The organism is Pseudomonas sp. MS646 (genome assembly GCF_036693845.1).
In the GTDB taxonomy this organism is placed as follows: domain Bacteria; phylum Pseudomonadota; class Gammaproteobacteria; order Pseudomonadales; family Pseudomonadaceae; genus Aquipseudomonas; species Aquipseudomonas chlororaphis_E.
Genome location: NZ_CP144763.1, coordinates 6,055,180 through 6,081,522 on the forward strand (window position 1 = coordinate 6,055,180; position 26,343 = coordinate 6,081,522).

General features: G+C 63.8%; 23 protein-coding genes. 15 read left to right on the forward strand and 8 right to left on the reverse strand.

Annotation, left to right across the window (positions count from 1 at the left end):
- The first annotated feature begins 58 nt into the window (after window positions 1-58).
- From V3H56_RS26925 to V3H56_RS26970, 10 genes are all read left to right on the forward strand, one after another.
- Complete coding sequence (locus tag V3H56_RS26925) at window positions 59-496, forward strand: type VI secretion system amidase effector protein Tae4 (RefSeq protein ID WP_042732851.1); 438 nt, start codon at window positions 59-61, stop codon at window positions 494-496.
- Window positions 493-939 carry a hypothetical protein gene (locus V3H56_RS26930; protein ID WP_047735742.1) on the forward strand — a complete coding sequence of 149 codons (447 nt, stop codon included), beginning with the start codon at window positions 493-495 and terminating at the stop codon, window positions 937-939. Before V3H56_RS26925 ends, V3H56_RS26930 begins: the two co-directional genes overlap by 4 nt.
- Entirely contained in the window at window positions 933-1,445 is a 513-nt protein-coding gene (gene tssE, locus V3H56_RS26935) for a type VI secretion system baseplate subunit TssE (RefSeq protein ID WP_042732849.1), read from the forward strand. Before V3H56_RS26930 ends, tssE begins: the two co-directional genes overlap by 7 nt.
- Window positions 1,442-3,301, forward strand: a complete 1,860-nt coding sequence (tssF, locus tag V3H56_RS26940; RefSeq protein WP_047735741.1) for a type VI secretion system baseplate subunit TssF — start codon at window positions 1,442-1,444, stop codon at window positions 3,299-3,301. The genes tssE and tssF overlap by 4 nt, the downstream gene beginning before the upstream one ends.
- Window positions 3,265-4,317, forward strand: coding sequence for a type VI secretion system baseplate subunit TssG (gene tssG, locus V3H56_RS26945; protein WP_042731850.1), 1,053 nt, complete (start codon window positions 3,265-3,267; stop codon window positions 4,315-4,317). The genes tssF and tssG overlap by 37 nt, the downstream gene beginning before the upstream one ends.
- On the forward strand, window positions 4,310-7,000 hold the full coding sequence (gene tssH / locus V3H56_RS26950; protein ID WP_042731851.1) for a type VI secretion system ATPase TssH: 2,691 nt from the start codon (window positions 4,310-4,312) through the stop codon (window positions 6,998-7,000). Before tssG ends, tssH begins: the two co-directional genes overlap by 8 nt.
- Before the next feature lie 168 nt (window positions 7,001-7,168).
- Entirely contained in the window at window positions 7,169-9,100 is a 1,932-nt protein-coding gene (locus tag V3H56_RS26955; RefSeq protein ID WP_047735740.1) for a type VI secretion system tip protein VgrG, read from the forward strand.
- An 18-nt stretch (window positions 9,101-9,118) separates the two neighbouring features.
- A complete protein-coding gene (locus V3H56_RS26960) occupies window positions 9,119-9,553 on the forward strand; it encodes a DcrB-related protein (protein WP_042731853.1) in 435 nt (144 codons plus the stop codon).
- 12 nt (window positions 9,554-9,565) lie between these two features.
- Window positions 9,566-14,008 (forward strand): RHS repeat-associated core domain-containing protein, encoded by a 4,443-nt coding sequence (locus V3H56_RS26965; RefSeq protein ID WP_123579244.1) that lies wholly within the window; start codon window positions 9,566-9,568, stop codon window positions 14,006-14,008.
- Between the two features lies 1 nt (window position 14,009).
- Window positions 14,010-14,288 carry a hypothetical protein gene (locus V3H56_RS26970; protein WP_042731543.1) on the forward strand — a complete coding sequence of 93 codons (279 nt, stop codon included), beginning with the start codon at window positions 14,010-14,012 and terminating at the stop codon, window positions 14,286-14,288.
- Between the two features lie 100 nt (window positions 14,289-14,388).
- Here V3H56_RS26970 and V3H56_RS26975 read toward each other — a convergent pair whose 3' ends face one another.
- The 3 genes from V3H56_RS26975 to V3H56_RS26985 form a co-directional block, all read right to left on the reverse strand.
- Window positions 14,389-14,664 carry an HU family DNA-binding protein gene (locus V3H56_RS26975; RefSeq protein WP_003177201.1) on the reverse strand — a complete coding sequence of 92 codons (276 nt, stop codon included), beginning with the start codon at window positions 14,662-14,664 and terminating at the stop codon, window positions 14,389-14,391.
- A 191-nt stretch (window positions 14,665-14,855) separates the two neighbouring features.
- Window positions 14,856-16,004, reverse strand: coding sequence for an FAD-dependent oxidoreductase (locus V3H56_RS26980; RefSeq protein WP_042731544.1), 1,149 nt, complete (start codon window positions 16,002-16,004; stop codon window positions 14,856-14,858).
- A gap of 36 nt (window positions 16,005-16,040) precedes the next feature.
- Window positions 16,041-16,208, reverse strand: a complete 168-nt coding sequence (locus V3H56_RS26985; RefSeq protein ID WP_041476603.1) for a rubredoxin — start codon at window positions 16,206-16,208, stop codon at window positions 16,041-16,043.
- Between the two features lie 187 nt (window positions 16,209-16,395).
- Between V3H56_RS26985 and V3H56_RS26990 the strand changes: the two genes are divergently transcribed.
- Window positions 16,396-16,968: a chorismate lyase gene (locus V3H56_RS26990; protein WP_160310717.1), complete on the forward strand. Its 573-nt coding sequence runs from the start codon at window positions 16,396-16,398 to the stop codon at window positions 16,966-16,968.
- Window positions 16,968-17,858 (forward strand): 4-hydroxybenzoate octaprenyltransferase, encoded by an 891-nt coding sequence (gene ubiA / locus V3H56_RS26995; RefSeq protein WP_042731545.1) that lies wholly within the window; start codon window positions 16,968-16,970, stop codon window positions 17,856-17,858. Before V3H56_RS26990 ends, ubiA begins: the two co-directional genes overlap by 1 nt.
- A 165-nt stretch (window positions 17,859-18,023) precedes the next feature.
- Here ubiA and V3H56_RS27000 read toward each other — a convergent pair whose 3' ends face one another.
- On the reverse strand, window positions 18,024-18,404 hold the full coding sequence (locus V3H56_RS27000; protein WP_047735738.1) for a hypothetical protein: 381 nt from the start codon (window positions 18,402-18,404) through the stop codon (window positions 18,024-18,026).
- Window positions 18,405-18,555: 151 nt separating this feature from the next.
- On the opposite strand from V3H56_RS27000, the gene phoB reads away from it, so the two are divergent.
- From phoB to V3H56_RS27015, 3 genes are all read left to right on the forward strand, one after another.
- Complete coding sequence (phoB, locus tag V3H56_RS27005) at window positions 18,556-19,245, forward strand: phosphate regulon transcriptional regulator PhoB (RefSeq protein WP_003177195.1); 690 nt, start codon at window positions 18,556-18,558, stop codon at window positions 19,243-19,245.
- Between the two features lie 148 nt (window positions 19,246-19,393).
- Complete coding sequence (gene phoR, locus V3H56_RS27010; RefSeq protein ID WP_234408038.1) at window positions 19,394-20,680, forward strand: phosphate regulon sensor histidine kinase PhoR; 1,287 nt, start codon at window positions 19,394-19,396, stop codon at window positions 20,678-20,680.
- A 124-nt stretch (window positions 20,681-20,804) separates the two neighbouring features.
- Window positions 20,805-22,145, forward strand: a complete 1,341-nt coding sequence (locus V3H56_RS27015) for a hemolysin family protein (RefSeq protein ID WP_042731548.1) — start codon at window positions 20,805-20,807, stop codon at window positions 22,143-22,145.
- Between the two features lie 172 nt (window positions 22,146-22,317).
- On the opposite strand, the gene V3H56_RS27020 is transcribed toward V3H56_RS27015, so the two are convergent.
- The 4 genes from V3H56_RS27020 to pstB form a co-directional block, all read right to left on the reverse strand.
- Entirely contained in the window at window positions 22,318-23,214 is an 897-nt protein-coding gene (locus tag V3H56_RS27020) for a M23 family metallopeptidase (RefSeq protein ID WP_338474039.1), read from the reverse strand.
- 219 nt (window positions 23,215-23,433) lie between these two features.
- Window positions 23,434-24,381 carry a response regulator gene (locus tag V3H56_RS27025; RefSeq protein ID WP_042731816.1) on the reverse strand — a complete coding sequence of 316 codons (948 nt, stop codon included), beginning with the start codon at window positions 24,379-24,381 and terminating at the stop codon, window positions 23,434-23,436.
- Between the two features lie 167 nt (window positions 24,382-24,548).
- Entirely contained in the window at window positions 24,549-25,310 is a 762-nt protein-coding gene (phoU, locus tag V3H56_RS27030; RefSeq protein WP_030139132.1) for a phosphate signaling complex protein PhoU, read from the reverse strand.
- Between the two features lie 112 nt (window positions 25,311-25,422).
- Entirely contained in the window at window positions 25,423-26,256 is an 834-nt protein-coding gene (pstB, locus tag V3H56_RS27035; protein ID WP_042731815.1) for a phosphate ABC transporter ATP-binding protein PstB, read from the reverse strand.
- Between the last annotated feature and the right edge of the window lie 87 nt (window positions 26,257-26,343).

Here is a 26,343-nt window from a genome sequence, read left to right on the forward strand (position 1 = left end):
CGCCGGGGGTGTTTGGTGCTTGCTCGAATCCAATCCTTTTGCGCGCGGTATCTGAGTCATGGCCAAGCCTTCGTTTATCAATTTGTGGAACAGCTATCCAACGGTCAAGAACCCATGCGATCAGCCCTGGGGCAACCAGTGCGCTATCCGCATGAGCGTCGCGTTGAATGGCGAGTTGACTATCAAGGTCAACAAGTCGACCTACACCGAACCCAAATGCAACCATGAGCATGCCCGTGGCGCCGAGTCGCTGGCGAACTGGCTCTGGCGGCATCATTTAGGACGTCCGACCATTCTGAGTGGGAGTGCAGCTGATCGGCTGACGCTCAGCCAGAAGACCGGAATCGTTTTTTTCAAAGACTGCTTTGCCCGTGCGGGCGAGGCCGAAAGCGGGCGCACAGGCGATCATATTGATCTGTGGAATCGTGGCCGGACCAAAGGCTTCTTTGATGGCGACTTTATGTCCAAACAGGTCTGGTTCTGGGAGTTGACATGATAGGGCCGACGCTGCGAGCGACACTGTTGTGCGGTTTGCTAATCAGCTTGAACGCTTGCGCCGAAGCCGACCCTGACCGTCTCGATGCACCCGCTCGCACCCAAGGTACATTCGCTGGCCAGGCGCTCAAGCTGGTAGACCTGAACGGCCAATGCGCAGTGTTGAAACCGGACCAGACGCACTTGGTGTTGGGCATGGAGTGGCCGTGCTACTTCAACCTGAACCAGAGCGGCGAATTGCGCGTCGAGACGTTCAACGGTGTCCCGATTTTTCTGGTAGAGCGCAGCGTTCCCGAGCCGCCACCGAGCCGCGACTGTGATGCCAAATCCCAGGCTGTGCGCAAAATCAACGGTGCGCTGGAAGCTTCGTCGGTCAATCCCAGCGCCATGTGCGGACTCGGTCAGCAAGACCAGAAAATGTTCACGGCGTTATTCAGGTGGTAACCGAAATCGCCGCCCGCGATCGCCTGCAACCGTCCCTGCTGGACCGGTTGACTGACGACGATCCGACCAATCCCAAGGAAAGCGCCGACAAACGCGTGCTCTCGCTCACCCAGCTCAAGGCCTCGGTGCTGCGTGACCTGGCGTGGCTGCTCAACACCACCTCCCTGCTCGACGCCGATGCCACGCTGCACACGGCGGCCGGCACCTCGGTGGTGAACTTCGGGCTGCCGGCACTGGCCGGCAACAGCGCCTCGAACGTCGATGTCTCGGCCCTGGAAACCCTGATCCACCAGGCCATCGCCACGTTCGAGCCGCGGATCCTGCGCCACACCCTGCGCGTGCGTGCCCGGGCCACCGCCGAGATGAACCACAACGCCCTGAGCTTCGAGATCGAAGGCGACCTCTGGGCTCAGCCGGTGCCCCTGCGCCTGATGTTGCAAACCGACCTGGACCTGGAGACCGGCCACGTGCGGGTGGTCAATGCCGACCAGCGGAGACGTTCATGAACCCGCGTTTGCTGGAACTGTACAACCAGGAACTTCACCACGTGCGCGAAAGCGCGGCGGAGTTCGCCAAGGAATACCCCAAGATCGCCAGCCGGCTGACGTTGTCCGGCATGGACTGCGCCGACCCATACGTGGAGCGCCTGCTCGAAGGCTTCGCCTACCTGACGGCGCGGGTGCAGCTCAAGCTCGACGCCGAGTACCCGACCTTCACCCACAACCTGCTGGAAATCGCCTACCCCCATTACCTGGCGCCCACGCCGTCGATGACCGTGGTGCAGTTGCAGGCCGACCCGGACGAGGGCTCGCTGAGCAGCGGCTTCCCGCTGCCCCGCGACAGCGTCCTGCGCGCCGCCCTGGGCCGTGAAACCCAGACCTGCTGCGAGTACCGCACCGCCCACGCGGTGACGTTGTGGCCGTTGCAGGTCAGCCACGCCGAATACTTCGGCAACCCGTCCACGGTGCTCGGGCGCCTGGCCGCCAGCGAGCCGAAGGCCAAGGCCGGCCTGCGCCTGACCCTGCGCACCGGGGCCGAACTGCCGTTCAACAGCCTGGCCCTGGACAACCTGCCGCTGTACCTGAGCGGTGCCGACGAGCAGCCGTTCCGCCTCTATGAACAACTACTGGGCAACGCCTGCGCGGTGTTCGCGCGCAAGCCCGGCGGCGACTGGGTCGAGCGCCTGCCTCAGGACGCGCTGCGTTCGCGCGGCTTCGACGATGCCGACGCGGCGCTGCCCGTGGTGTCGCGGGCCTTCCAGGGCTATCGCCTGTTGCAGGAATATTTCGCGCTGCCCCAGCGTTTTCTGTTCGTCGACTTCACCCAGCTGGGCCGGGCGGTCAAGCGTTGCGACGGCCAGGAGCTGGAGCTGATCGTGCTGTTCGACCGCCACGACCCGAGCCTGGAAGGCAGCGTCGGGGCCGCGCAGTTCCTGCCGTTCTGCACCCCGGCCATCAACCTGTTTCCCAAGCGCCTGGATCGCATTCACTTGTCGGAGCGGGTCAACGAACACCACGTGATCGCCGACCGTACCCGGCCGATGGATTTCGAAGTGCATTCGCTGACCGGCCTCACCGGCCACGGCACCGGGCCGGAACAGCCATTCCTGCCGTTCTACGCCGTGCGCGATCCGTCGCGCTATGGGCGCGACAAGGCGTACTACACGGTGCGTCGTGAACCGCGGGTGCTCTCCAGCGACCAGCGCCGCAACGGCCCGCGCTCGACCTACATCGGCAGCGAAACGTTCGTCAGCCTGGTGGACAGCCAGCAGGCGCCTTATCGCCATGACCTGCGTCAACTGGGCGTGACGGCGCTGTGCACCAACCGCGACCTGCCGCTGTTCATGAGCGTGGGCAGCGGCAAGACCGACTTCACCCTGGCCGACAGTGCCCCGGTCGGCGCCGTGCGCTGCGTGGCCGGGCCCAGTCGTCCACGGGCCAGCCATGCCCACGACGCCAAGGCCTGGCGGCTGATCAGCCAGTTGTCGCTGAACTACCTGTCCCTCAGTGAACAAGGCCAGGGCGCCGCCGCACTGCGCGAGCTGCTGCGCCTGTACGGCGACAGCAACGATGCGGCGCTGCAATTGCAGATCGAAGGCCTGCGGGAAGTCAGCAGCAAAGCCTGCACCCGACGCCTGCCGATGCCCGGCCCGATCGTCTTCGGTCGCGGCCTGGAGATCACCCTGGAGTTCGATGAAAACGCGTTTCGCGGCACCGGCGTATTCCTGCTCGGCGCGGTGTTCGAGCGCTTCCTGGCACGCTACGTGTCGATCAACAGTTTTACCGAAACGGTGATTCGTACCACCGAACGCGGCGAGATCATGCGATGGAAAGCCAAGCCCGGACGTCGTCCGACCCTGTGAGTACCCTGGAAGCGATGCACCAGGAGCCCTGGGAATACGACTTCTTCCAGGCCTTGCGGCGCATCGAGTGTGAATCCCCCGAGCTGCCGCGCCTGGGCCATTCGCTACGCCTGGCCGATGACCCGCTGCGCCTGGGCCAACAAGCCGACTGCACCTTCGCGCCGGCGACATTGGCCTCGGTGCAACCGGGCAGCGACGGCGCGCCCGCGCGGCTGGAGCAATTCTTCTTCGGCCTCGGCGGCCCCAACGGGCCGATGCCGCTGCACATCACCGAATACGTGCGCGAACGCCAGCGCAACAACGCCGACAGCACCAGCAAGCGCTTTCTCGACGTGTTCCACCATCGCTTGCTCAGCCTGTTCTACCGGGCCTGGGCCGAAGCGCGGCCGACGGTCAGCCACGACCGCCCGGACGACGACTACTGGTCGGCGCGCCTGGCGTCCTTGAGCGGACGCGGCATGCCCAGCCTGCTCAAGCAGGGGCTGATTCCCGACACGGCGAAGCTGCACTACAGCGGCCACCTGGCGGCGCAAACCCGCTACCCCGACGGTTTGAAGGCGATCCTTGGCGAGTATTTCGGCCTGCCGGTGGAAATCGAAGAGTACGTCGGCCAATGGCTGGAGCTGCCGGAACGCAGCCGCGTCGGCGTCAGCGCCCATCAACTGGGCGTGGACTTCTGCCTGGGTCGCTACGTCTGGGATCGCCAGCACAAGTTCCGCATTCGCCTGGGGCCGCTCAAGCTGGTGGACTACATGGGCATGCTGCCCGGCAGCCAGCCGTTCAATGAACTGGTGGCCTGGGTCGCCGAATACCTGGGCCATGAACTGGATTGGGACCTGAACCTGGTCTTGGAGCAGCCCGAGGTCCCGGCGCTACAACTCAACGGCCGTTTCCGCCTGGGGTTCAACACCTGGCTGGGCCAGCCCGAAAAAGATGCCAACGATCTAATACTGGCCCGGCATTACGCCGAACAGGCCAACACCTCACAGACCTCAAGGAGCCATGAGCATGGGTGAAATCAGTCGCGCCGCGTTGTTCGGCAAACTCAACAGCGTGGCCTACAAAGCCATCGAAGCCGCCACCGTGTTCTGCAAGTTGCGCGGTAACCCTTATGTGGAACTGGCCCACTGGTTTCACCAGTTGCTGCAATTGCAGGACTCGGACCTGCACCGCATCATCCGCCAGTTCAACGTCGAGCCGGCGCGCCTGGCCCGCGACCTGACCGACGCCCTGGACCGCCTGCCACGCGGCTCGACCTCGATCACCGACCTGTCGTCCCACGTCGAGGAAGCCGTGGAACGCGGCTGGGTGTATGGCAGCCTGATGTTCGGTGAAAGCCAGGTGCGCACCGGCTACCTGGTGCTCGGCATCCTCAAGACGCCAAGCCTGCGCCACGCGCTGCTGGGGTTGTCGTCGGAGTTCGACAAGGTCAAGGCCGAAGCCCTGAGCGAACGCTTTGACGAATACGTCGGCGACTCCCCGGAAAATGCCCTGACCGCCAGCGACGGCTTCAACGCCGGCAGCGTGCCCGGCGAAGCCAGCGGCGCCATGGCCCCCAGTGCGATGGGCAAGCAGGAAGCGCTCAAGCGCTTTACCGTCGACCTCACCGAGCAGGCCCGCAGCGGCAAGCTCGACCCGATCGTCGGCCGCGACGAAGAGATCCGCCAACTGGTGGACATCCTCATGCGCCGCCGCCAGAACAACCCGATCCTCACCGGTGAAGCCGGCGTGGGCAAGACCGCCGTGGTCGAAGGCTTTGCCCTGCGCATCGTCGCCGGCGACGTGCCGCCGTCGCTCAAGGACGTGGAACTGCGCAGCCTCGACGTCGGCCTGTTGCAGGCCGGCGCGAGCATGAAAGGCGAGTTCGAACAGCGCCTGCGCCAGGTCATCGAAGACGTCCAGGCCTCGCCCAAGCCGATCATCCTGTTCATCGACGAAGCCCACACCCTGGTAGGTGCCGGTGGCGCCGCCGGCACCGGTGACGCGGCCAACCTGCTCAAGCCGGCCCTGGCCCGCGGTACCCTGCGCACCGTGGCGGCCACGACCTGGGCCGAGTACAAGAAGCACATCGAGAAAGACCCGGCCCTGACCCGTCGTTTCCAAGTGGTGCAAGTGGCCGAGCCGTCGGAAGACAAGGCCCTGCTGATGATGCGCGGCGTGGCCTCGACCATGGAACAGCACCACCAGGTGCAGATCCTCGACGAAGCCCTGGAAGCCTCGGTCAAGCTGTCCCACCGCTACATCCCCGCTCGCCAGTTGCCGGACAAGTCCGTGAGCCTGCTGGACACCGCCTGCGCCCGCGTCGCCATCAGCCTGCACGCGGTGCCGGCCGAAGTGGATGACAGCCGTCGGCGCATCGAGGCACTGGAAACCGAGCTGCAGATCATCGCCCGCGAGCACGCGATCGGCGTCGTCATCGGCAACCGCCAGACCCACAGTGAAAGCCTGCTGAGCGCCGAGCGCGAACGCCTGGCCGAACTGGAAAGCCGCTGGGCCGAAGAGAAGAACCTGGTGGACGAACTGCTCGCCACCCGCGCCACCCTGCGCGAGCGCGTCGGCGTGGTGGACAGCGACGACGCCAGCGAAGCTAGCGACAACGAAAGCCACGACCTGCGGGCAAAACTGGTGGACCTGCAACAACGCCTCAGCGCCCTGCAAGGCGAAAACCCGCTGATCCTGCCGACCGTGGACTACCAGGCCGTGGCCTCGGTGGTCGCCGACTGGACCGGTATCCCGGTGGGCCGCATGGCCCGCAACGAACTGGAAACCGTGCTCAACCTCGACCAGCACCTGAAAAAACGCATCATCGGCCAGGACCACGCCTTGCAGATGATCGCCAAGCGCATCCAGACTTCCCGCGCTGGCCTGGACAACCCGAGCAAGCCCATTGGCGTGTTCATGCTCGCCGGCACCTCTGGCGTGGGCAAGACCGAAACCGCCCTGGCCCTGGCCGAAGCCATGTACGGCGGCGAACAGAACGTCATCACCATCAACATGAGCGAGTTCCAGGAAGCCCACACCGTGTCCACCCTCAAGGGCGCGCCACCGGGCTACATCGGCTACGGCGAAGGCGGCGTGCTGACCGAAGCCGTGCGGCGCAAACCGTACAGCGTGGTGCTGCTGGACGAAGTGGAAAAAGCCCACCCGGACGTGCACGAGATCTTCTTCCAGGTGTTCGACAAAGGCGTCATGGAGGACGGCGAAGGCCGGGTGATCGACTTCAAGAACACCCTGATCCTGCTGACCACCAACGCCGGCACCGAGCTGATTGCCGACGTCTGCAAAGACCCGCAAAACGTGCCCGAGCCGGAAGAAATCGCCAAGGCCCTGCGCCAGCCGCTGCTGGAGATTTTCCCGCCGGCCCTGCTCGGCCGCCTGGTGACGATCCCGTACTATCCGCTCAGCGACGAAATGCTCAAGGCCATCACCCGCCTGCAACTCAACCGCATCAAGAAGCGCGTGGAAAGTACCCACAAAGTCGCGTTCGACTACGACGACGCGGTGATCGACCTGATCGTCTCGCGCTGCACCGAAACCGAAAGCGGCGGCCGTATGATCGACACCATCCTGACCAACAGCCTGCTGCCGGACATGAGCCGCGAGTTCCTGACCCGCATGCTCGAAGGCAAGGCCATGGCCGGCGTGCGGATCAGCGCGGTGGACAACGAATTGCAGTACGATTTCAGCGACGCGGCCTGATTGAAAGGTACACCGGCCCCTGTGGGAGCGAGCTTGCTCGCGATAGCGTAGTTACAGCCAGCATTACGGTTGACTGACACACCGCCATCGCGAGCAAGCTCGCTCCCACAGTTGATCCGGTCTATTCAGGGAAACAGCGGCGCAGCCCATACAACGACGAGATAACCGATGTTATTCAACCAAGCCTCACGCCTGGCCAAAATCACCAGCCCCCTGGGGCCCGAGGTGCTGCTGCTCAAGGACATGGGTGGCGGCGAAGAGCTGGGGCGGCTGTTCAACTATGAGTTGCAGCTGCACTCGCTGGACAACGCCATCGACCTCAACCAGTTGCTCGGCAAGCCCATGTGCGTGAGCCTGCAACTGGACGGCGGCGGCGAACGGTATTTCCACGGCATCGTTGCCCGCTGCAGCCAGAACGTCGACCAGGGCCAGTTCTCCAGCTACCAGGCCACGCTCAGGCCTTGGCTGTGGCTGCTGACGCGCACCTCCGACTGCCGGATTTTCCAGAACCTGACCATCCCGCAGATCATCAAGCAGGTGTTCCGCGACCTCGGGTTTTCCGATTTCGAAGACAGCCTGAGCGCCACCTACCGCGAGTGGGAATACTGCGTGCAGTATCGCGAGACCAGCTTCGACTTCGTCAGCCGGCTGATGGAGCAGGAAGGGATCTATTACTTCTTCCGCCACGAACAAGGCCGCCACGTGCTGGTGCTGGCCGATGCCTACGGCGCGCACACCAGCGCGCCCGGCTACGCGTCGGTGCCCTACTACCCGAAGAACGAGCAGCAACGCGAACGCGACCACATTCACGACTGGCACCTGGCCCAGGAAGTCCAGCCGGGTTCGCTGGAGCTCAACGACTACGACTTCCAGCGTCCCAGCGCACGGATCGACGTGCGTTCGGCGATGCCACGCCCGCATGCCGCCGGTGACTATCCGCTGTACGACTACCCCGGCACCTACGTGCAGAGCGCCGATGGCGAACACTACGCCCGCACCCGCATCGAAGCCTTGCAGACCCAGCACGAGCAGGTCGAGCTGGCCGGCAACGCCCGCGGCTTGGGCTCGGGCAACCTGTTCAGCCTCACCGGCTTCACCCGCCAGGACCAGAACCGCGAGTACCTGATCGTCGGTGCCCGCTACTACATTTCCCAGGAAAGCGGCGAAACCAACGGTGGCGCGCCTTCGGCCCAGTTCGAAAGCAGCCTGACCTGCATCGACGCCCAGCAAAGCTATCGACCGCTGCCCATCACCCATCGCCCCATCGTCAAAGGCCCGCAGACCGCGTTGGTGGTGGGCCCCAAGGACGAGGAAATCTGGACCGACCAGTTCGGCCGGGTGAAGGTGCATTTCTATTGGGACCGTCACGACCAGTCCAACGAAAACAGCTCCTGCTGGATTCGCGTGTCACAGGCCTGGGCCGGGAAAAACTGGGGCTCGATGCAAATCCCGCGCATCGGCCAGGAAGTGATCGTCAGCTTCCTCGAAGGCGATCCGGACCGGCCGATCATCACCGGTCGTGTCTACAACGCTGAACAGACCGTGCCCTACGACTTGCCCGCCAATGCGACCCAGAGCGGCATGAAAAGCCGTTCGAGCAAGGGCGGCACGCCGGCGAACTTCAACGAAATCCGCATGGAAGACAAGAAAGGCGCCGAGCAGTTGTACATCCATGCCGAGCGCAACCAGGACATCGTGGTGGAAGTGGACGAAAGCCATTCGGTGGGCCACGACCGCAACAAGAGCATCGGCCATGACGAGACGGTGACCATCGGCAACAACCGCCTGCGCATCGTCAAGCAGGAAGACATCCTCTCGGTGGGCCTGCGCAAGACCGACAGCATCAGCCAGAGCTACGTCATCGAGGTGGGCGAGAACCTGCGCCTGGTGTGCGGCGAAAGCATCCTGGAGCTCAATGCCAGCGGCCAGATCAACCTGACCGGCGTGCAGATCAGCTTCTACGCCAGCGGCGATGCCGAGTTCAACACCGGCGGCGTGCTGCACCTGAACAACGGCGGCGGCCCCGGTGCCACGCCGGACGGCCAGGGCGTCAAGGGCAGTATCGACGCGAACATCAAAGCCGCGTTCCCCCAGGGTTAATCCAGAGATTCAGGCGCCATGACTTACCGCATCAACGAATTCCAGTTCCAACTGCCGCCCAGCGAATTGCTCGACGCGACGATCAACATCCTCAAGTTCCCCGAGCTGGGCACGTCCTTGATCGTCAGTCGCAGCCTGCTCGCCGAGGGCGAGACCCTGCAAAGCAACCTCGACGACCAACTGGCGCGCCTGGAAAAACAGGTCCAGGACCTGCGCTGCCAACCGGGCGTCCCGGTGCGCCTGGGCGCCAGCCAGGAAGTCGAAGGCATCGAGCTGCGCAGCCAGTTCAACAAGGGCACCGAAAAGGTGTTCCAGTACCAACTGGCCCTGGTGCTGCCCGGCACCCGCAAGATGTTCGCCCTGAGCTATGTCAAAGCCGAGAAGCTCGGCGATGCCGAAGCCGCCCATTGGGCGAGCATCAAGGGCTCGCTGTTGTTTGACGTGCCGGCCTGATGAGCGACAGGCATGTCTGACGCGCTCTGGGCCGCACGCCTGGGCGATGCGCTGAACCACACCTCGATGATGGCCGACATTCTCGGCGGCGTCCTGGAAGTGGCGGCCAACATCGCCATCACCGCTGTCGCCACCGCCGCCGTGGTAGCAGCCACCGGCATCACCGTGGCCACCGGTGGGCTCGGTTGCTTCCTGCTTGGCGCGGTGGTCGGTGCAGTGGTGGGCATCGCCATGAGCAAGACCGGGGCCGACAAAGGCTTGAGCAATTTATGCGAGGGCATCGGCAACGCGCTCTTTCCGCCCACGGTGCAGGCCAACATCCTCACCGGCTCCACCGACACCCTGACCAACAACATTCCAGCGGCCCGCGCCGCCGGGGCCATCGAGTCCCATGTCGCGCCCGCCGGCACCGAACTCGAGGAGCCGCAGCCCGAGCCCAGCTATCTGGACATGGCCGAGAGCTTCTTCTCGCAGATGTGGCGCCCCACCGTCGCCACGCCCGCGCCCGGCGCCGTGCCCAAACCGCTGGACATGATCACTTGCCTGAAGCATCCGCCGATGCCGCCGCAGTTTTTGGCCGAAGGCTCGGACAAGGTCACCATCAACGGCCAACCCGCCGTGCGCAGCGGCGACCGCAGCACTTGCGAGGCGACCGTGGTGTCGTCCGGTTTGATTTCCCCTGACGTGACTATCGGCGGCGGTACCGTGGTGGTGCGCGAGATCCGCAGCGGCAAGACACCCGGCGTGGGGCTGGCCGTCACGGCATTGCTGATGCTCAAGGGCGGCAAGGGCAAGTTCCTGAGCAACCTGCCCTGCATGCTGATTGGCGGCGCAGCATCGATGGCGGTCAGCAGCGCGATGGGCGCAGCGGCGAATGCGGCCATGGGTTCGTCGAACCCGGTGCATGCCGCCACCGGGGCCAAGGTGCTGGGGGATGTCGAGGAACTGGACTTCGTTCTGCCGGGCATCCTGCCGATCGATTGGCAGCGTTTCTACAACAGCCGCGACGAGCGCCGTGAAGGGTTGTTCGGCGCCGGTTGGAGCGTGGCCTACGAGGTGCGCGTCGAGATCCTGCCCCATCCCGAGGGTGGCGAGACCCTGGTCTACACCGACGAACAGGGTCGGCGCATCGACATGGGTTCGATTCCCCTGGGCGGCGCGGTGTTCAGCCCAGGCGAAGGGCTCAACGTGCGCCGGCACCTCAACGGCGAGCTGCTGATCGAAAGCGCGGACGGCCTGTACCGCCTGTTCGCACCGGCGCCGGGGAACGCGGCCTTGCTGCGCCTCAACCAGCTGGGCGATCGCAACGACAACCGCATCCACCTCGATTACGACGAGAGCGGGCGATTGGTGCGCCTGCGCGACACCTTCGACCTGGTGCAGGCCGAACTGACCTACGACGCGCGCTGGCCACACCGAGTCAGCCGGATCGAGCGCCTCTACCCCGACCAGCGTCGCGACGTGCTGATGCACTACGACTACGACAGCCAGGGGGACCTGGCCCAAGTTCGCCAGTCCAACAGCCAGGTCAAGCGGCGCTACGCCTACGACCTCGGGCGACGGATGGTGGAGCACCAGTTGCCCACCGGCCTGCGCTGCTTCTACGAATGGGCGCTGATCGAAGACCGGGAATGGCGCGTGGTCCGCCACTGGACCGACGCCGGCGACACCTACACCTTCACCTATGACCTGGCCGCCGGTGTCACGCGCATCACCGACGGCTTGAACCGCCGCAGTACCCGGCGCTGGGATGCCCGCTACCAGATTCTCGAAACCACCGATGCCCTGGACCGCACCTGGACGTTCCAGTGGAGCGATGAAAGCCAACTGCTGGGCGCGACCGACCCCAACGGGGGGCAGCATCAGTTCAGCTATGACGAAGCAGGCAATCTGTGCCAGACCCTCGACCCGCTCGGACGCAGCGAGTCGACCCTGTGGCTCGAACACTGGGCCCTGCCCCTGGCGGAAACCGACGCGGCCGGTAATACCTGGCAGTACCGCTATGACGCGCGGGGCAACCGCATCCGTGAAACCGACCCGCTGGGCCACGTCACCCGCTATCGCCACGATGCCCACGGCCAGGTGGTGGACGTCATCGATGCCAGCGGCAAGCGCAAGACGATGCGCTGGACGGCCCTCGGGCAACTCAGCGAACACACCGACTGCTCCGGCTACACCACCCGGCTGAGCTACGACGAACGCGGGCTGCTGGTCAGCAGCAGCGATGCATTGGGCGAGCGCACGCGCTTCAGCTATGACGACCAAGGCAGGTTGCTGAGCAAGCAACTGCCGGACGGTCGCACCGAGCACTATCAGCGCGATGCCAGCGGCCAGTTGATCGGCTACAGCGATCCCGCCGGGCACACCACCCGTTTCCAGCACACCCCGAGCGGGCAACTGCGCTTGCGCACCGACGCCCATGGCCGGCGGATAGAACTGAGCTACGACAACTACGGGCGGTTGCTGGCGCTGACCAACGAGAATGGCGAAAGCTATCGGTTCGCCTGGGACGCCGGCGACCGCCTGAGTGCCCAGCACAGCCTGGACGGCAGCCTCAAGCGCTACGCCTATGACCCGCTGGACAACGTCACCCGTGTGGAAGCCATCGCCGTTCCCGGCAGCACCGACCTGGACCTGGCGCCACAAGCCCCCATCGTCCATGAGCTGGAACGCGACGCCATGGGCCGGTTGGTTGCCAAGGTCACCGCCGACGGGCGCACCGAGTACCGCTATGACGACCTCGACCAGGTCAACGCCATCACCTTCACCGGCCTGACCGGTGAACAGCAGAGCATCGGCTTTGGCTATGACGCGCTTGGGCAACTGATCGCCGAACAGGGCTGGGCCGGCAGCCTGGAGCATCGTTATGACGAACTGGGCAACCTCACCCAGACGCAGCTCCCCGATGGCCGCTGGCTGAATCGCCTGCACTACGGCAGCGGGCACCTGCACCAGATCAACCTCGACGGCAGGGTCATCAGCGATTTCGAGCGCGACCGCCTGCACCGCGAAGTGCTGCGCACCCAGGGCCGTCTCAGCACCCGCAGCGAGTACGACCGCAGCGGGCGCCTACGGGCCCGGCAGCGCCGCCAGCAAGGCCTGTCGACGTTGCTGCCGCCGGCAGCGCAGTCGCTGTTTGCCTATGACGGCAGCGATCAACTGGTGGAGCGCTTCGACAACCAACCCGAAACGCCTCATCGCCAACTGCTGCATTACGACGCCACCGGCCGGATCCTCGCCAGCCAGGACAACCTCCAGGGCCAGCGCGAAGGCTTTGCCTACGATCCGGCCGCCAACCTGCTCGACGGGCTGATGGGCACGGGGCACGTCGCCCATAACCGCTTGCTGACCTATCAGGACAAGCGCTACCGCTACGACGGCTTCGGCCGCATGGTGGAAAAGCGCAGCAGCCAGCGCGGTGTGCAGCGGTTCGTGTACGACGCCGAGCAGCGCCTGGTTCAGGTGCATAACGACAACGGCTCGGTCGTGAAAATGACCTACGACCCGCTGGGCAGGCGCATCGAAAAGGCCGAGTACGACCGCCACGCGACGCTGCTGGGCCGCACCCGCTTCACCTGGGATGCGCTGCAACTGTTACAGGAGCACCGCAACAGCCAGACCAGCCTCTACATCTACGCCGACGACGGCCACGAGCCTTTGGCCAGGGTCGATGGCCTGGGCGAGCAGCAGAAAGTCCGTTACTACCACAACGACTTCAACGGCCAGCCCGAGCAACTGTCGGAAAGCGACGGCCATACGCTGTGGCGGGCCCGTTATCAGGTGTGGGGCAACACCGCCGAAGAGTTGCGCGAGCCGTATTACATCGAAGAGCAGAACCTGCGGTTCCAGGGCCAGTACCTGGACCGGGAAACCGGCCTGCACTACAACACCCTGCGCTTCTACGACCCGGACATCGGCCGCTTCACCACACCGGACCCCATCGGCCTGGCCGGTGGCCTGAACCTCTACCAGTACGCGCCGAACCCGGTGAGCTGGGTCGACCCCTTGGGGTTGATGAAGTGCAGCACCCCGCCGAAGGGCCGCAAGGTCAACCGGACGGTGTATCGATTCGAAGAGCCGGGGCGGATCAGCACGACCTGGACGGCGCACAAGTGGAACGTGGCCGCCCGCCACCGGTACACCGCGCCGGGGCTGGGTGGGGTATACGGCGCCAACTCGCGCAAGACCGCCATGGGCGAGGTCAACCACTGGGGCGTGGACCTGTCCACGCGGGTGCTGGTGAGCAAGAAGGTCCAGCTCAACAACGTCCTCGACCTGACCCGGGCCGATGTCCGCAAGCAACTGGGCGTGTCCCTCAAGAGCATCACCGGCAACAAATACACCCAGACCCACCAGATTGGTGCGTGGGCCAAGGCCAATGGTTACGATGGGATCCTGGCGCCGTCGGCGCGAAACCCGACCGGCAGCAACTTGATCTCCTTTGACGGATTCTGACATGGGACTGGAAGACGAATACGTCGGCGATGCCGACTGGCAAACGTTCGTGCGCCTGTATGAAGAGGACTACCTCGACGACAACGCCCGCGCACTGGCCAAGGCCATGGACGGCCACCTCGACATGGCCGTCGTGCTCTACGGCAAACGCGGCCTCAAGGAAGGCCTGTGGTGGCTGGAACAGGTCGTCCCGGCCCTGGACAACAAGCGCCCGGCCGATTGCCTCAAGACCCCGAAACTGATCAGACGCCTGCGCATGGCACTGATGAGCATGCCGTAACCGGCGGGACAAATCGCGCGCTCAAAAAAAGGCACCCGACTCCCTCGGTGTGCCTTTTTCGTGGTTGCTTTATCCCCCCAGTCCGGAGAGCCCGTAGCAATTACGGATTAACGCTGTCCTTCAAGAACTTGCCCGGTTTGAAGGCAACGGTGTTGCTGGCCTTGATTTTCACTGGCTCACCCGTTTGTGGGTTTTTGCCGGTGCGGGCGCCGCGATGGCGTTGCAGGAAGGTGCCGAAGCCCACCAGGGTGACGCTGTCCTTGCGGTGCAGGGCGCCGGTGATTTCTTCGAGGACGGCGTTGAGGACGCGGTTGGCTTGTTCTTTGGTGAGGTCTGCTTTTTCCGCGATGGCGGCGGCGAGTTCTGGTTTACGCATGAATGAAGCCCCTTTGACGGTTTTTTTGTTGTTATGTCCGTGCTGCTCTCTGTGGAACAGCCCCTAAGGCGCCGCAGGCTCTACACTGCGGCAGACGGGAGTGAGAATGGCACGGGGCCGAGGACGACGCCAGTGTCCGAACGACCTTTGTGGGGTCAAAAGTAGGGTTTTTGCGACAGAACGACCAGTATTTACGCCAGCAAGCCCGGAAGTTCCTTGTTCAGCGCCAGTTTCTCCATCACCGCGGCGCCGGTCAGGGCATAGCCCAGCAGGTTGCCCTGGGCGTCGCGACACAGTGCCTTGATGTCGGCGCCCTGCCCTTCGACGCTCCACACGCCTTCTCGGCCGCGAGGCGGTGGCGACACCACCAGGGGGCACACCGGGGTTTTCACGGTGATCGGCATGGGGCCGTAGCTCACGGCGGTCGGGTTGCCCGCCAGGGTCTGGGCCAGGGCCCGGGCACAGCTCATCAGGGGCATGACGTACAGCAGGTTCAGGCCATCCACCTCGGCACAGTCGCCCAGGGCGTAGATATTGGCGTGGGAGGTCTTCAAATGACGGTCGACCACCACGCCGCGGTTGACCACCAGGCCGGCAGCCGCCGCCAGGTCGATGCGCGGGCGCAGGCCGATGGCCGACACCACCAGGTCGCAGGCAATCACCTGGCCGTCGGACAGGTGCGCCTCAAGCCCGTCGGCGCCGCGTTGCAGGCGATTGAGCACGGGGCCCAGGTGGAACCGCGCCCCCAGGCTCTCCAGCCCGGCCTGAACCGCCGCAGCGGCCGCCGGATGCAACAGCGTCGGCATCACCTGTTCGCACGGGGCCACCAGTTGCACCTCGTAGCCCCCCAGGATCAGGTCGTTGGCGAACTCGCAGCCAATCAGCCCGGCGCCGAGCAGCAGCACCCGGCGCTTGCCGGCAGCGGCGGACCGGAAGCGCGCGTAGTCCTCCAGGTCGTTGATGGGGAAGATCAGGTCCGAGGCGTCGCCCTGTACCGGCACACGCACGGTTTCGGCGCCCCAGGCCAGGATGAGGTCGCGGTAGTTCACCGCTTCCTCGCCGATCCACAGCCGCTGGTGCCCCGGGTCGATGCCGCTGATGCGCGTATGGGTGCGGACCTCGGCCTTGAGCTGCTCGGCCATGGCCCCCGGCTCGGCCATGCTCAGGCCGTCGGCATCCTTGTTTTTGCCAAAGCCGGTGGAGAGCATCGGCTTGGAGTAGGAGCGACCGTCGTCGGCGGTAATCAACAGCAAGGGGGTTTCGCTATCGAGCTTGCGAAACTCCCGGGCCAGGTTGTAACCGGCCAGGCCAGTACCGACGATGACGACAGGTGCGCTCATGTTGCTCTCCATCCAGGGAAACGGTCAGGGGTTCGCTTAGTTGATTTCGATCATTTCGAAATCCATCTTGCCGACGCCGCAGTCCGGGCACAGCCAGTCTGCCGGTACGTCTTCCCAACGGGTCCCGGCGGCGATGCCGTCATCGGGCCAACCCTCGGCTTCGTTGTAGATCAGGCCGCAGACGATACATTGCCACTTCTTCATTCAGGTACTTCCTCAGGTGTCAGGCGTTTGCCGGTATTGGTCGGGTCGATGAGAACGCCCTTCCGGCTCAGGGCGTTTTGTACTGATCGGTCGCGCCAGATGCAAGCGTGATCGGAACGACGGCAGGTCCAACCCGTCAACATCGCCGACCGACATGGTAAGCTCGCGGCCTCATTTGCTGCCATTCATGACCTCTGTGCCGCCGACAAATTCGATATTTCCTACACTCCAATGGCTGCCCGGGCCGCTGCTGTCGCCCCGTCCCGATGCCTGTGTACTCGACTGGTTGTTCGACGAAGGTTCCCTGACCCGCCGCCTGACGAGCCTGTCGGACGATCACTTCAGCGTGACGCCGCTGTTCGAAGGCTGGCAACCGCTGCGCGACGATGAATGCGCGGCTCTGGACCTGGCGCACGGCAGCGAGGGCTGGGTGCGCGAGGTGTACCTGCGCGGTCACGGCGAGCCGTGGGTATTTGCCCGCAGCGTGGCGGCGCGCAGTGCGTTGCAGGGCGACGGGTTGCACCTGGATGAACTGGGCAGCCGCTCCCTGGGCGAACTGCTGTTTTGCGACCAGGCGTTCCAGCGCCGGGCCATCGAGGTTTGCCATTACCCCGAACAATGGTTGCCGGCCGATGTGCGCCGCCGTGAACTGTGGGGCCGCCGTTCGCGCTTCGACCGCGGCGCGCTGAGCGTGCTGGTGGCGGAAGTCTTCTTGCCACGCGTGTGGACGGTCGCCCGTGCCTATTCGGAGAATTGCTGATGTACCTGCAACTGCTCAAATCCCTGAACCGCCTGAACCCTCGGGCCTGGGACTTCGTGCAACTGACCCGCATGGACAAGCCCATCGGCATCTACCTGCTGTTATGGCCAACACTGTGGGCGCTGTGGGTCGCCGGTGAAGGCTCGCCCTCCCTGGCCAATATCGTGATTTTCGTCCTCGGCGTGGTGCTGACCCGCGCCGGCGGTTGCGTGATCAACGACTGGGCCGACCGCAAGGTGGACGGCCACGTCAAGCGCACCGCGCAGCGCCCTTTGGCGAGTGGCAAGATCAGTTCGAAAGAGGCATTGGTGTTCTTCGCCGTGCTGATGGCCGTGAGTTTCCTGCTGGTGCTGTGCACCAACGCGCCGACCATCCTGCTGTCCCTGGGCGGGCTGGCCCTGGCGTGCACCTACCCGTTCATGAAGCGCTACACCTATTACCCGCAAGTGGTGCTGGGCGCGGCGTTCTCCTGGGGCATGCCGATGGCCTTCACCGCCGAAACCGGCCATCTGCCGGCAGCCGCGTGGCTGTTGTACATCGCCAACCTGCTGTGGACGGTGGGCTACGACACCTATTACGCGATGACCGACCGGGACGATGACTTGCGAATCGGCGTGAAATCCACGGCGATTCTGTTTGGCGATGCCGACCGGGCGATCATCCTGACCCTGCAAGGCCTGGCCCTGGGCTGCCTGCTGCTGGCCGGCTCGCAGTTCAAGCTCGGCGGCTGGTTCCACTTGGGCCTGGTCGCCGCTGCCGCGTGCTTTGCCTGGGAGTTCTGGTACACCCGCGGCAAGGACCGGATGCGCTGCTTCCAGGCATTCCTGCACAACCATTGGGCCGGGATGGCGATTTTCGTGGGGATCGTGCTGGATTACGCGCTGCGCTGAGCGGCGCTTTTTGTGACAAGGGGATTTATCCCCGCTGGGTTGCGAAGCAGCCCTGAAACCTGACATCTCGTAGTGTCAGGCAGACTGGGATCGCGGCCTTAGGGCTGCTTTCGCAGCCCAACGGGGATAAATCCCCTCGCCACATCGTCTCTTGGCAGACCCGAGTCAGTCAGGCTTGGCTATGTGCCAGACGCCGCCTTTCCCCTCACCGGCCTTGTCACCGGCCTTCTCGTCGCCTTTGTAGGTGTACAACGGATCGTCGTCGTATGCCCATTGCATCGAACCATCATCACGTTTCACTACGGTCCACTTGCCCATCGTCTTCGCATCGCTCCCAGCCATCAGCGGTGGCCAGTTTTCCGCACATTGACCGTTGCAGTTGGACTTGCCGTCTGCGTCCTTGTCGTAGGTGTAGAGAGTCATGCCCTTATGGTCGGTAAACATGCCGTCCTTCTCCATTGCGGGATCGGCAGCCATGGCCAATCCAGGCAGGGCCACGGCAGCCGCCAGCAGCAGGGCTTTGAAAGAAACAGTCATCGGAGTCATGGAAACCTTCTTTTGTGGTTGTCAGGATTCGGACTGAAAGCTTAGCCCAGGATCCCCCACATCGCCGGTCAATGAAATTGTTGTCACACGACTGCAATAATTCCGTTATCTAATGCGGCGCAAGACAGTTAAATGACAAGAGGATTACCCCATGGTTGGCAGGAGCATTCTGATCGTCGACGACGAGGCGCCCATCCGCGAGATGATTGCCGTTGCGTTGGAGATGGCCGGCTATGACTGCATGGAAGCAGAGAACTCTCAACAGGCCCACGCCATCATCGTCGACCGCAAGCCCGACCTGATCCTGCTGGACTGGATGCTGCCCGGCACGTCCGGCATCGAACTGGCGCGCCGGCTCAAGCGCGACGAGCTGACCGGGGACATCCCTATCATCATGCTCACCGCCAAGGGCGAAGAGGACAACAAGATCCAGGGCCTGGAAGTCGGTGCCGACGACTACATCACCAAGCCGTTTTCCCCGCGCGAGCTGGTGGCGCGCCTCAAGGCCGTGCTGCGCCGTGCCGGGCCGACCGATGGCGAAGCGCCGATCGAAGTCGGCGGCCTGCTGCTGGACCCGATCAGCCACCGCGTAACCATCGACGGCAAACCCGCCGAGATGGGCCCGACCGAATACCGCCTGTTGCAATTCTTCATGACCCACCAGGAACGCGCCTACACCCGCGGGCAACTGCTGGACCAGGTCTGGGGCGGCAATGTCTACGTCGAGGAACGCACCGTGGACGTGCACATCCGACGCCTGCGCAAGGCCCTCGGCGATGCCTACGAGAATCTGGTACAAACCGTGCGCGGCACCGGGTATCGTTTTTCGACGAAGGCATGAGAAAAGCAGCTGCGAGCTTTGAGCTACAAGCTGCAAGTAAAAGCCATTATCGACCCGCTTCAAACTTGCAGCTTGAAGCTTGCAGCTTTCAGCTGCTTCGAAAGGAAGCCCCGTGAATCAAAACTGGCATGGCACCCTGATTCGCCACATGTTGTTGCTGGTGACCGGCAGCCTGGTCGTCGGCCTGATCACCGGCTACTACGGCTGGAGCCTAGCTGCGGGCCTGGGGCTGTACCTGGCCTGGACCCTCAAGCAACTGCTGCGCCTGCACGAATGGCTGCGCCTGCACCAACCCGACGAAGCCCCGCCCGACGGCTATGGCCTGTGGGGCGAAGTGTTCGACAGCATCTACCACCTGCAACGGCGCGACCAGCGCGTGCGCGGGCGCCTGCAGGCGGTGATCGACCGGGTCCAGGAGTCCACCGCGGCCCTCAAGGACGCCGTGATCATGCTCGACAGCGAAGGCAACCTGGAATGGTGGAACCGCGCCGCCGAGACCCTGCTGGGCCTCAAGACGCCCCAGGACAGCGGCCAGCCGGTGACCAACCTGGTGCGCCATCCGCGCTTCAAGGAATACTTCGAGCAGGACAACTACGCCGAACCGCTGGAAATCCCCTCGCCCACCAACGACCGGCTGCGGATCCAGCTGTACATCACGCGCTACGGCAACAACGAGCACCTGATGCTGGTGCGGGACGTGACCCGCATCCACCAGTTGGAGCAGATGCGCAAAGACTTCATCGCCAACGTGTCCCACGAACTGCGCACGCCGTTGACGGTGATCTGCGGCTACCTGGAAACCCTGCTCGACAACGTCGAGGAGGTGAACCCGCGCTGGACCCGAGCCTTGCAGCAGATGCACCAGCAAAGCGGGCGCATGCAGACCCTGCTCAACGACTTGCTGTTGCTGGCGAAGCTGGAGGCCACCGACTATCCGTCGGACAACCAGCCGGTGCCCATCGACGACCTGCTGCAGACCATTGCCGAGGACGCACAGGAACTGTCCGGCCCCAAGCAACAGACCATCACCCTGGAAGCCGACCCGGGCGTGCAGCTCAAGGGCAGCGAGGCGGAACTGCGCAGCGCGTTTTCCAACCTGGTGTTCAACGCGGTCAAGTACACGCCCGAGCAAGGCCGGATCCACGTGCGCTGGTGGGGCGACGAGCAAGGCGCGCACCTGAGCGTGCGGGACTCGGGGATCGGCATCGACAGCAAGCACCTGCCGCGCCTGACCGAACGCTTCTACCGCGTCGACTCCAGCCGCAACTCCAACACCGGGGGCACCGGCCTGGGCCTGGCGATCGTCAAGCACGTGCTGCTGCGTCATCGCGGGCGCATGGAAATCAGCAGCGTGCCCGGCCATGGCAGCACGTTCACCTGCCATTTCACCCCGGCACAAGTGGTTCGCGCGCGCCTCGCCAGCCCGGCCGATTGATACCGGCCGGCATTGCCCCCTAGGCAACAGCCGAGTCAGCCGCTACATTGGCTGACTTGTGCCTGCCTTTTCAGGCACTGATTTCCTACTTTTACGGCTAATACGGAACCTGCAAAACTCCATCATGGACCCTTCCCCTGGCTTGTCCCTCGTTACACTCTTCGCCGAATTCGGCATGATTCTTTTCGCTCTGATCCTGGTTTTGCTCAACGGCTTTTTCGTTGCAGCCGAATTTGCCATGGTCAAGCTACGCTCGACCCGGGTCGAGGCAATCGCCGAGCAGAACGGCTGGCGCGGGCACATCCTGCGAACCGTCCACAGCCAGCTCGACGCCTACCTGTCGGCCTGCCAACTGGGCATCACCCTCGCCTCGCTGGGCCTGGGCTGGGTCGGTGAGCCGGCGTTCGCCCACATCCTCGAGCCGCTGCTGGGCGCGGTGGGCGTGCAGTCACCGGAAGTGATCAAGGCGGTTTCGTTCTTCACTGCCTTCTTCATCATTTCCTACCTGCACATCGTCGTCGGCGAGCTGGCGCCCAAGTCCTGGGCGATCCGCAAGCCCGAACTGCTGTCGCTGTGGACCGCCGTGCCGCTGTACCTGTTCTACTGGGCCATGTACCCGGCGATCTACCTGCTCAACGCCAGCGCCAACGCCATCCTGCGCATCGCCGGACAGGGCGAGCCCGGCCCGCATCACGAACATCACTACAGCCGTGAAGAACTGAAACTGATCCTGCACTCCAGCCGCGGCCAGGACCCCAGCGACCAGGGCATGCGCGTCCTGGCGTCGGCCGTGGAAATGGGCGAACTGGAAGTGGTGGACTGGGCCAACTCCCGGGAAGACCTGGTCACGCTGGAGTTCAACGCGCCGCTCAAGGAAATCCTGGCGATGTTCCGTCGCCACAAGTTCAGCCGCTACCCGGTGTACGACAGCGAGCGCCAGGAGTTCGTCGGCCTGCTGCACATCAAGGACCTGCTGCTGGAGCTGGCGGCCCTGGATCACATTCCCGAGTCGTTCAACCTGGCCGAGCTGACCCGGCCCCTGGAGCGCGTGTCGCGGCACATGCCGCTGTCGCAGTTGCTGGAGCAGTTCCGCAAGGGCGGCTCGCACTTCGCCGTGGTGGAGGAAGCCGACGGCAACATCATCGGCTACCTGACCATGGAAGACGTGCTGGAAGTGCTAGTCGGCGATATCCAGGACGAACACCGCAAGGCCGAGCGCGGCATCCTGGCGTATCAGCCGGGCAAGCTATTGGTACGCGGCGACACGCCGTTGTTCAAGGTCGAGCGCCTGCTGGGGATCGACCTGGACCACATCGAGGCCGAAACCCTCGCCGGGCTGGTCTATGAAACCCTCAAGCGCGTGCCGGAAGAGGAAGAAGTGCTGGAAGTCGAAGGCCTGCGGATCATCATCAAGAAGATGAAAGGGCCGAAGATCATCCTGGCGAAGGTGTTGATGCTCGATTGAGTGTCAACCTCCTCCATGTCTAGACCGTTGCGATGATCACCTGTGGCGAGGGAGCTTGCTCCCGCTGGGTCGCGAAGCGGCCCTAAAGCGACGACTGCTTCGCCCGAGGTGTCGGACCGACCGAGCGGGAGCAAGCTCCCTCGCCACAAAAGCTCCTTCGCGAGTGCAGGGGCTATTGCTTGCCCAACGCAAAGTTGGGCAGCTCTCCCACCGGCTGATTGAACTGGTACGGAATCGACACCAGCCCCAGCCCGGTATTGCGCTGCACCACGAAATGCAGGTGCGGGCCGGAGCTGTTGCCGGTATTGCCGGACAACGCCAAAGGCGAGCCCACCGTCACCCGCTGCCCTTCGCGCACGCTCACCGAACCCTTCTGCAGGTGCAGGTAGACCCCCATGGTCCCGTCGTCGTGCAGCACCCGCACGAAGTTGCCCGAGGGATCGTCGCCACGGCCAGTCTGCTCATTCTCGGTCTTGATCACCACCCCGCCCCGCGCCGCGATGATCGGTGTGCCTTCGGGCATGGCGATGTCCATGGCGTAGCGGTTCTTCGGCCCGTAGTGGCTGTACTGGCCGTTGGCGCCCTGGCTCAGCCGGAAAGGCCCACCCCGCCACGGCAACGGGTAACGATAGGCCTGTGCCGCGCCTGCCGGGTCGCCCAGGGAGTATTCGAACCTTGGGGTATACACCAGCGGCCTGCCGGGTTGGGTGGCCGTGAGCAGCGCCAGGCGCAGGTTGCTGCGCGCCGGCAGTACCCTGCGGATCGGCCGGCTCGGCGCCCCGCTCACGTTGCCCAGCCCGGCAAAACTCAACTCGATCTCCACCGGGGCGTACAGGTCATTGCGCACGAACACCGCGTCCGCGCCCTTCTGCTTCTTGATATCGAGAAACACCTGCCGTTCCAGGTGTTCGACCATGCGGTCGCGAAACACGAACACCTGGGCACCCTTGCTCGGGCGGTCGCTGTAGGACACCACGCCGTTGGCGTCGGTGGATTTGTAGATGGTCATGGCCATGGCCGAGGTGGAGGCCAGGACCAGACCGCAGGCGAACAACAGGGGCGCGAGCATGGGCAAAGGTTCTGTCGAAAGATGAAGGCCTGCACAGCAGCCTAGCAGCTGGGATGGACCAGCGTAGTCGACGGATGTTTCAAAATTGGATCAGCGATCGGTGTTGGATCTAATGGCCCCATCGCGAGCAAGCTCGCTCCCACACTCGATCCAGTGAATACTGAAGATTCCGTGTGGGAGCGAGCTTGCTCGCGATAGCGGACTCGAAGCGCCGCCGGATCAGGCACCCGGCACGAAGTGCTTCTGGGCGGTGCCGCGGGCGATCAGGCGGGAGATGTAGTCGAGTTTCTGCGGGTCTTTGTCGACGAAGCGGAACGTCAGTTGCAGCCATTCGCTGTCAGGCGTTTGCTCGTGAGCGACGATGGCGTGCAGGTAGCCGTTCAGGCGTGCGGTCTCGGCGTTGTCGCCCTGCTCCATGTCCAGCACGGCGCTTTCCAGCACTTGGGGCAGGTTGTCGCTGCGCTTGACCACCAGCAAGGCTTCCTTGAGGCTCAGGGCCTTGATCACGCATTGCTGGGTGCCACTGGACAGACGCAGTTGGCCCTGGCCACGATTGCCAGCCGGCGCGGCGGCAGCAGGGGCCTTGACCGGTGGGCTGTTGAGCAGGCCACGCGCCGCAGCGGCGGCAGCAGGTGCAGGCGCCGCGGCGGCCGGCCTGGCGGCGGCAACGGCAGGCGTAGCCGCCACGACCGGAGCGGCCTTGCCCCCGGTGAGGGCACTCAGGGAGTCATTGCCGAACGCCGAGTTCATCTTGGTCGGGGCGCTGTTCATCAGGGTGTCGAGCTTGCCGACCTTGTGCAGGGCCTGCTTGACCTTGGTCAGCAACTGTTCGTTGGTAAACGGCTTGCTGACGTAGCCGGACACGCCGGCCTGAATCGCCTGGACGACGTTTTCCTTGTCGCCACGGCTGGTCACCATGACAAACGGCATGCCCTTGAGATTGTCCTGCTGACGGCACCAGGTCAGCAGCTCCAGGCCGGACATCTCGGGCATTTCCCAATCGCACAGCACCAGGTCGAACGCCTCGCGGGCCAGCAGGGCCTGGGCTTTCTTGCCGTTTACCGCGTCTTCGATGCGCACGCCCGGAAAGTAATTGCGCAGGCACTTCTTCACCAGGTCGCGAATGAACGACGCATCATCCACGACCAACACACTGACCTTACTCATCCAGATACACCTCTAAAAAATCCCGGCAAGCATACCGCTTTTACTGATGGCACATTGCCAAAAACCGTCAGTCACGCCGGGACTTTTCGTTCACGGGGTGCTGCTTTCGATTAAAAAAAACCCAAAAAAAAGCCCGACCAGAAGGCCGGGCGCTTTTCTTGGCAATCTTACTTATCGTCCGTCTCGCCTGGAACATTAGCGGTTTCGGACGGGGTGCCTTCAACTTCTTCCTTCATGCGCTTGAGCCCCATGTGCCGTACATCGGTACCGCGCACCAGGTAGATCACAAGTTCGGAGATGTTGCGCGCATGATCGCCGATACGCTCCAGGGAACGCAGGACCCAGATGATGCTCAGCACCCGGGAGATGGAGCGCGGGTCTTCCATCATGTAGGTCGCCAGCTCACGCAGGGCGGTCTTGTACTCGCGGTCGATGATCTTGTCGTACTGGGCCACCGACAACGCCAGGTCGGCGTCGAAGCGGGCGAACGCATCCAGCGCGTCGCGAACCATGTTGCGCACCTGGTCGCCAATGTGGCGCACTTCGACGTAACCACGGGGCGCTTCGCCTTCTTCGCACAACTGGATGGCACGACGGGCGATCTTGGTGGCTTCGTCGCCGATCCGTTCAAGGTCAATCACCGACTTGGAGATGCTGATGATCAGGCGCAGGTCGGACGCCGCCGGCTGACGACGGGCCAGAATGCGCAGGCACTCTTCGTCGATGTTGCGTTCCATCTGGTTGATCTGGTCGTCGATCTCGCGCACCTGCTGGGCCAGGCCGGAGTCGGCCTCGATCAGCGCGGTCACCGCGTCGTTCACCTGCTTTTCCACCAGGCCGCCCATGGCCAGCAGGTGGCTGCGCACTTCCTCGAGCTCGGCATTGAACTGTGCGGAAATGTGATGAGTAAGGCCTTCCTTCGAAATCATGGTTTTGCTCCGCAAAAGCTGTGAGCTGCAAGCTTCAAGCTGCAAGCTGATATGTGTCGTTACGCTAAACTGCTTTTACTTGCCGCTTGAAGCTTGCGGCTCGCAGCTACCGCTAGCCATAGCGGCCCGTAATGTAGTCTTCGGTCTGTTTCTTGGCCGGGTTGGTGAACAAGGTATCGGTGTCGCCGAATTCCACCAGTTTGCCCATGTACATGAACGCGGTGTAGTCGGACACTCGCGCCGCCTGTTGCATGTTGTGGGTCACGATGACGATGGTGAACTTGGACTTGAGCTCGTAGATCAGCTCCTCGACCTTCAGCGTCGAGATCGGGTCCAGGGCCGAGCATGGCTCATCGAGCAGCAGCACTTCGGGTTCCACGGCGATGGTGCGGGCAATCACCAGGCGCTGCTGCTGGCCGCCGGACAGGCCCAGGGCCGAGTCATGCAGGCGGTCCTTGACCTCGTCCCACAGCGCCGCGCCCTTGAGCGCCCATTCCACGGCTTCGTCGAGAATACGCTTCTTGTTGATGCCCTGGATGCGCAGGCCGTAGACCACGTTCTCGTAGATGGTTTTCGGGAACGGGTTCGGTTTCTGGAACACCATGCCCACGCGACGACGCAGCTCGGCCACGTCCTCGCCCTTGCGGTAGATGTTGTTGCCGTAGAGGTTGATCTCGCCTTCGACGCGGCAACCGTCCACCAGGTCGTTCATGCGGTTGAACGTGCGTAGCAAGGTCGACTTGCCGCAACCCGACGGGCCGATGAACGCGGTGACGCGCTGCTTCGGGATGTTCATGCTGACGTCATACAGCGCTTGTTTCTCGCCGTAGAACAGGCTCAGGCCGGGCACTTCGATGGCGACGGTTTCCTGGGCCAGGTCCAGGCTCTGCTTGTCGCGGCCCAGGGCCGACATGTTGATGCCGTGTGTATGTGCTTCGTGTTGCATGGTCTCACTCCGTTCGTAGCTGCAAGCTTCGAGCTGCAAGCTGCAAGTTTGGGCAGAGGCGGCTTCTAGCTTGCCGCTCGTGGCTAA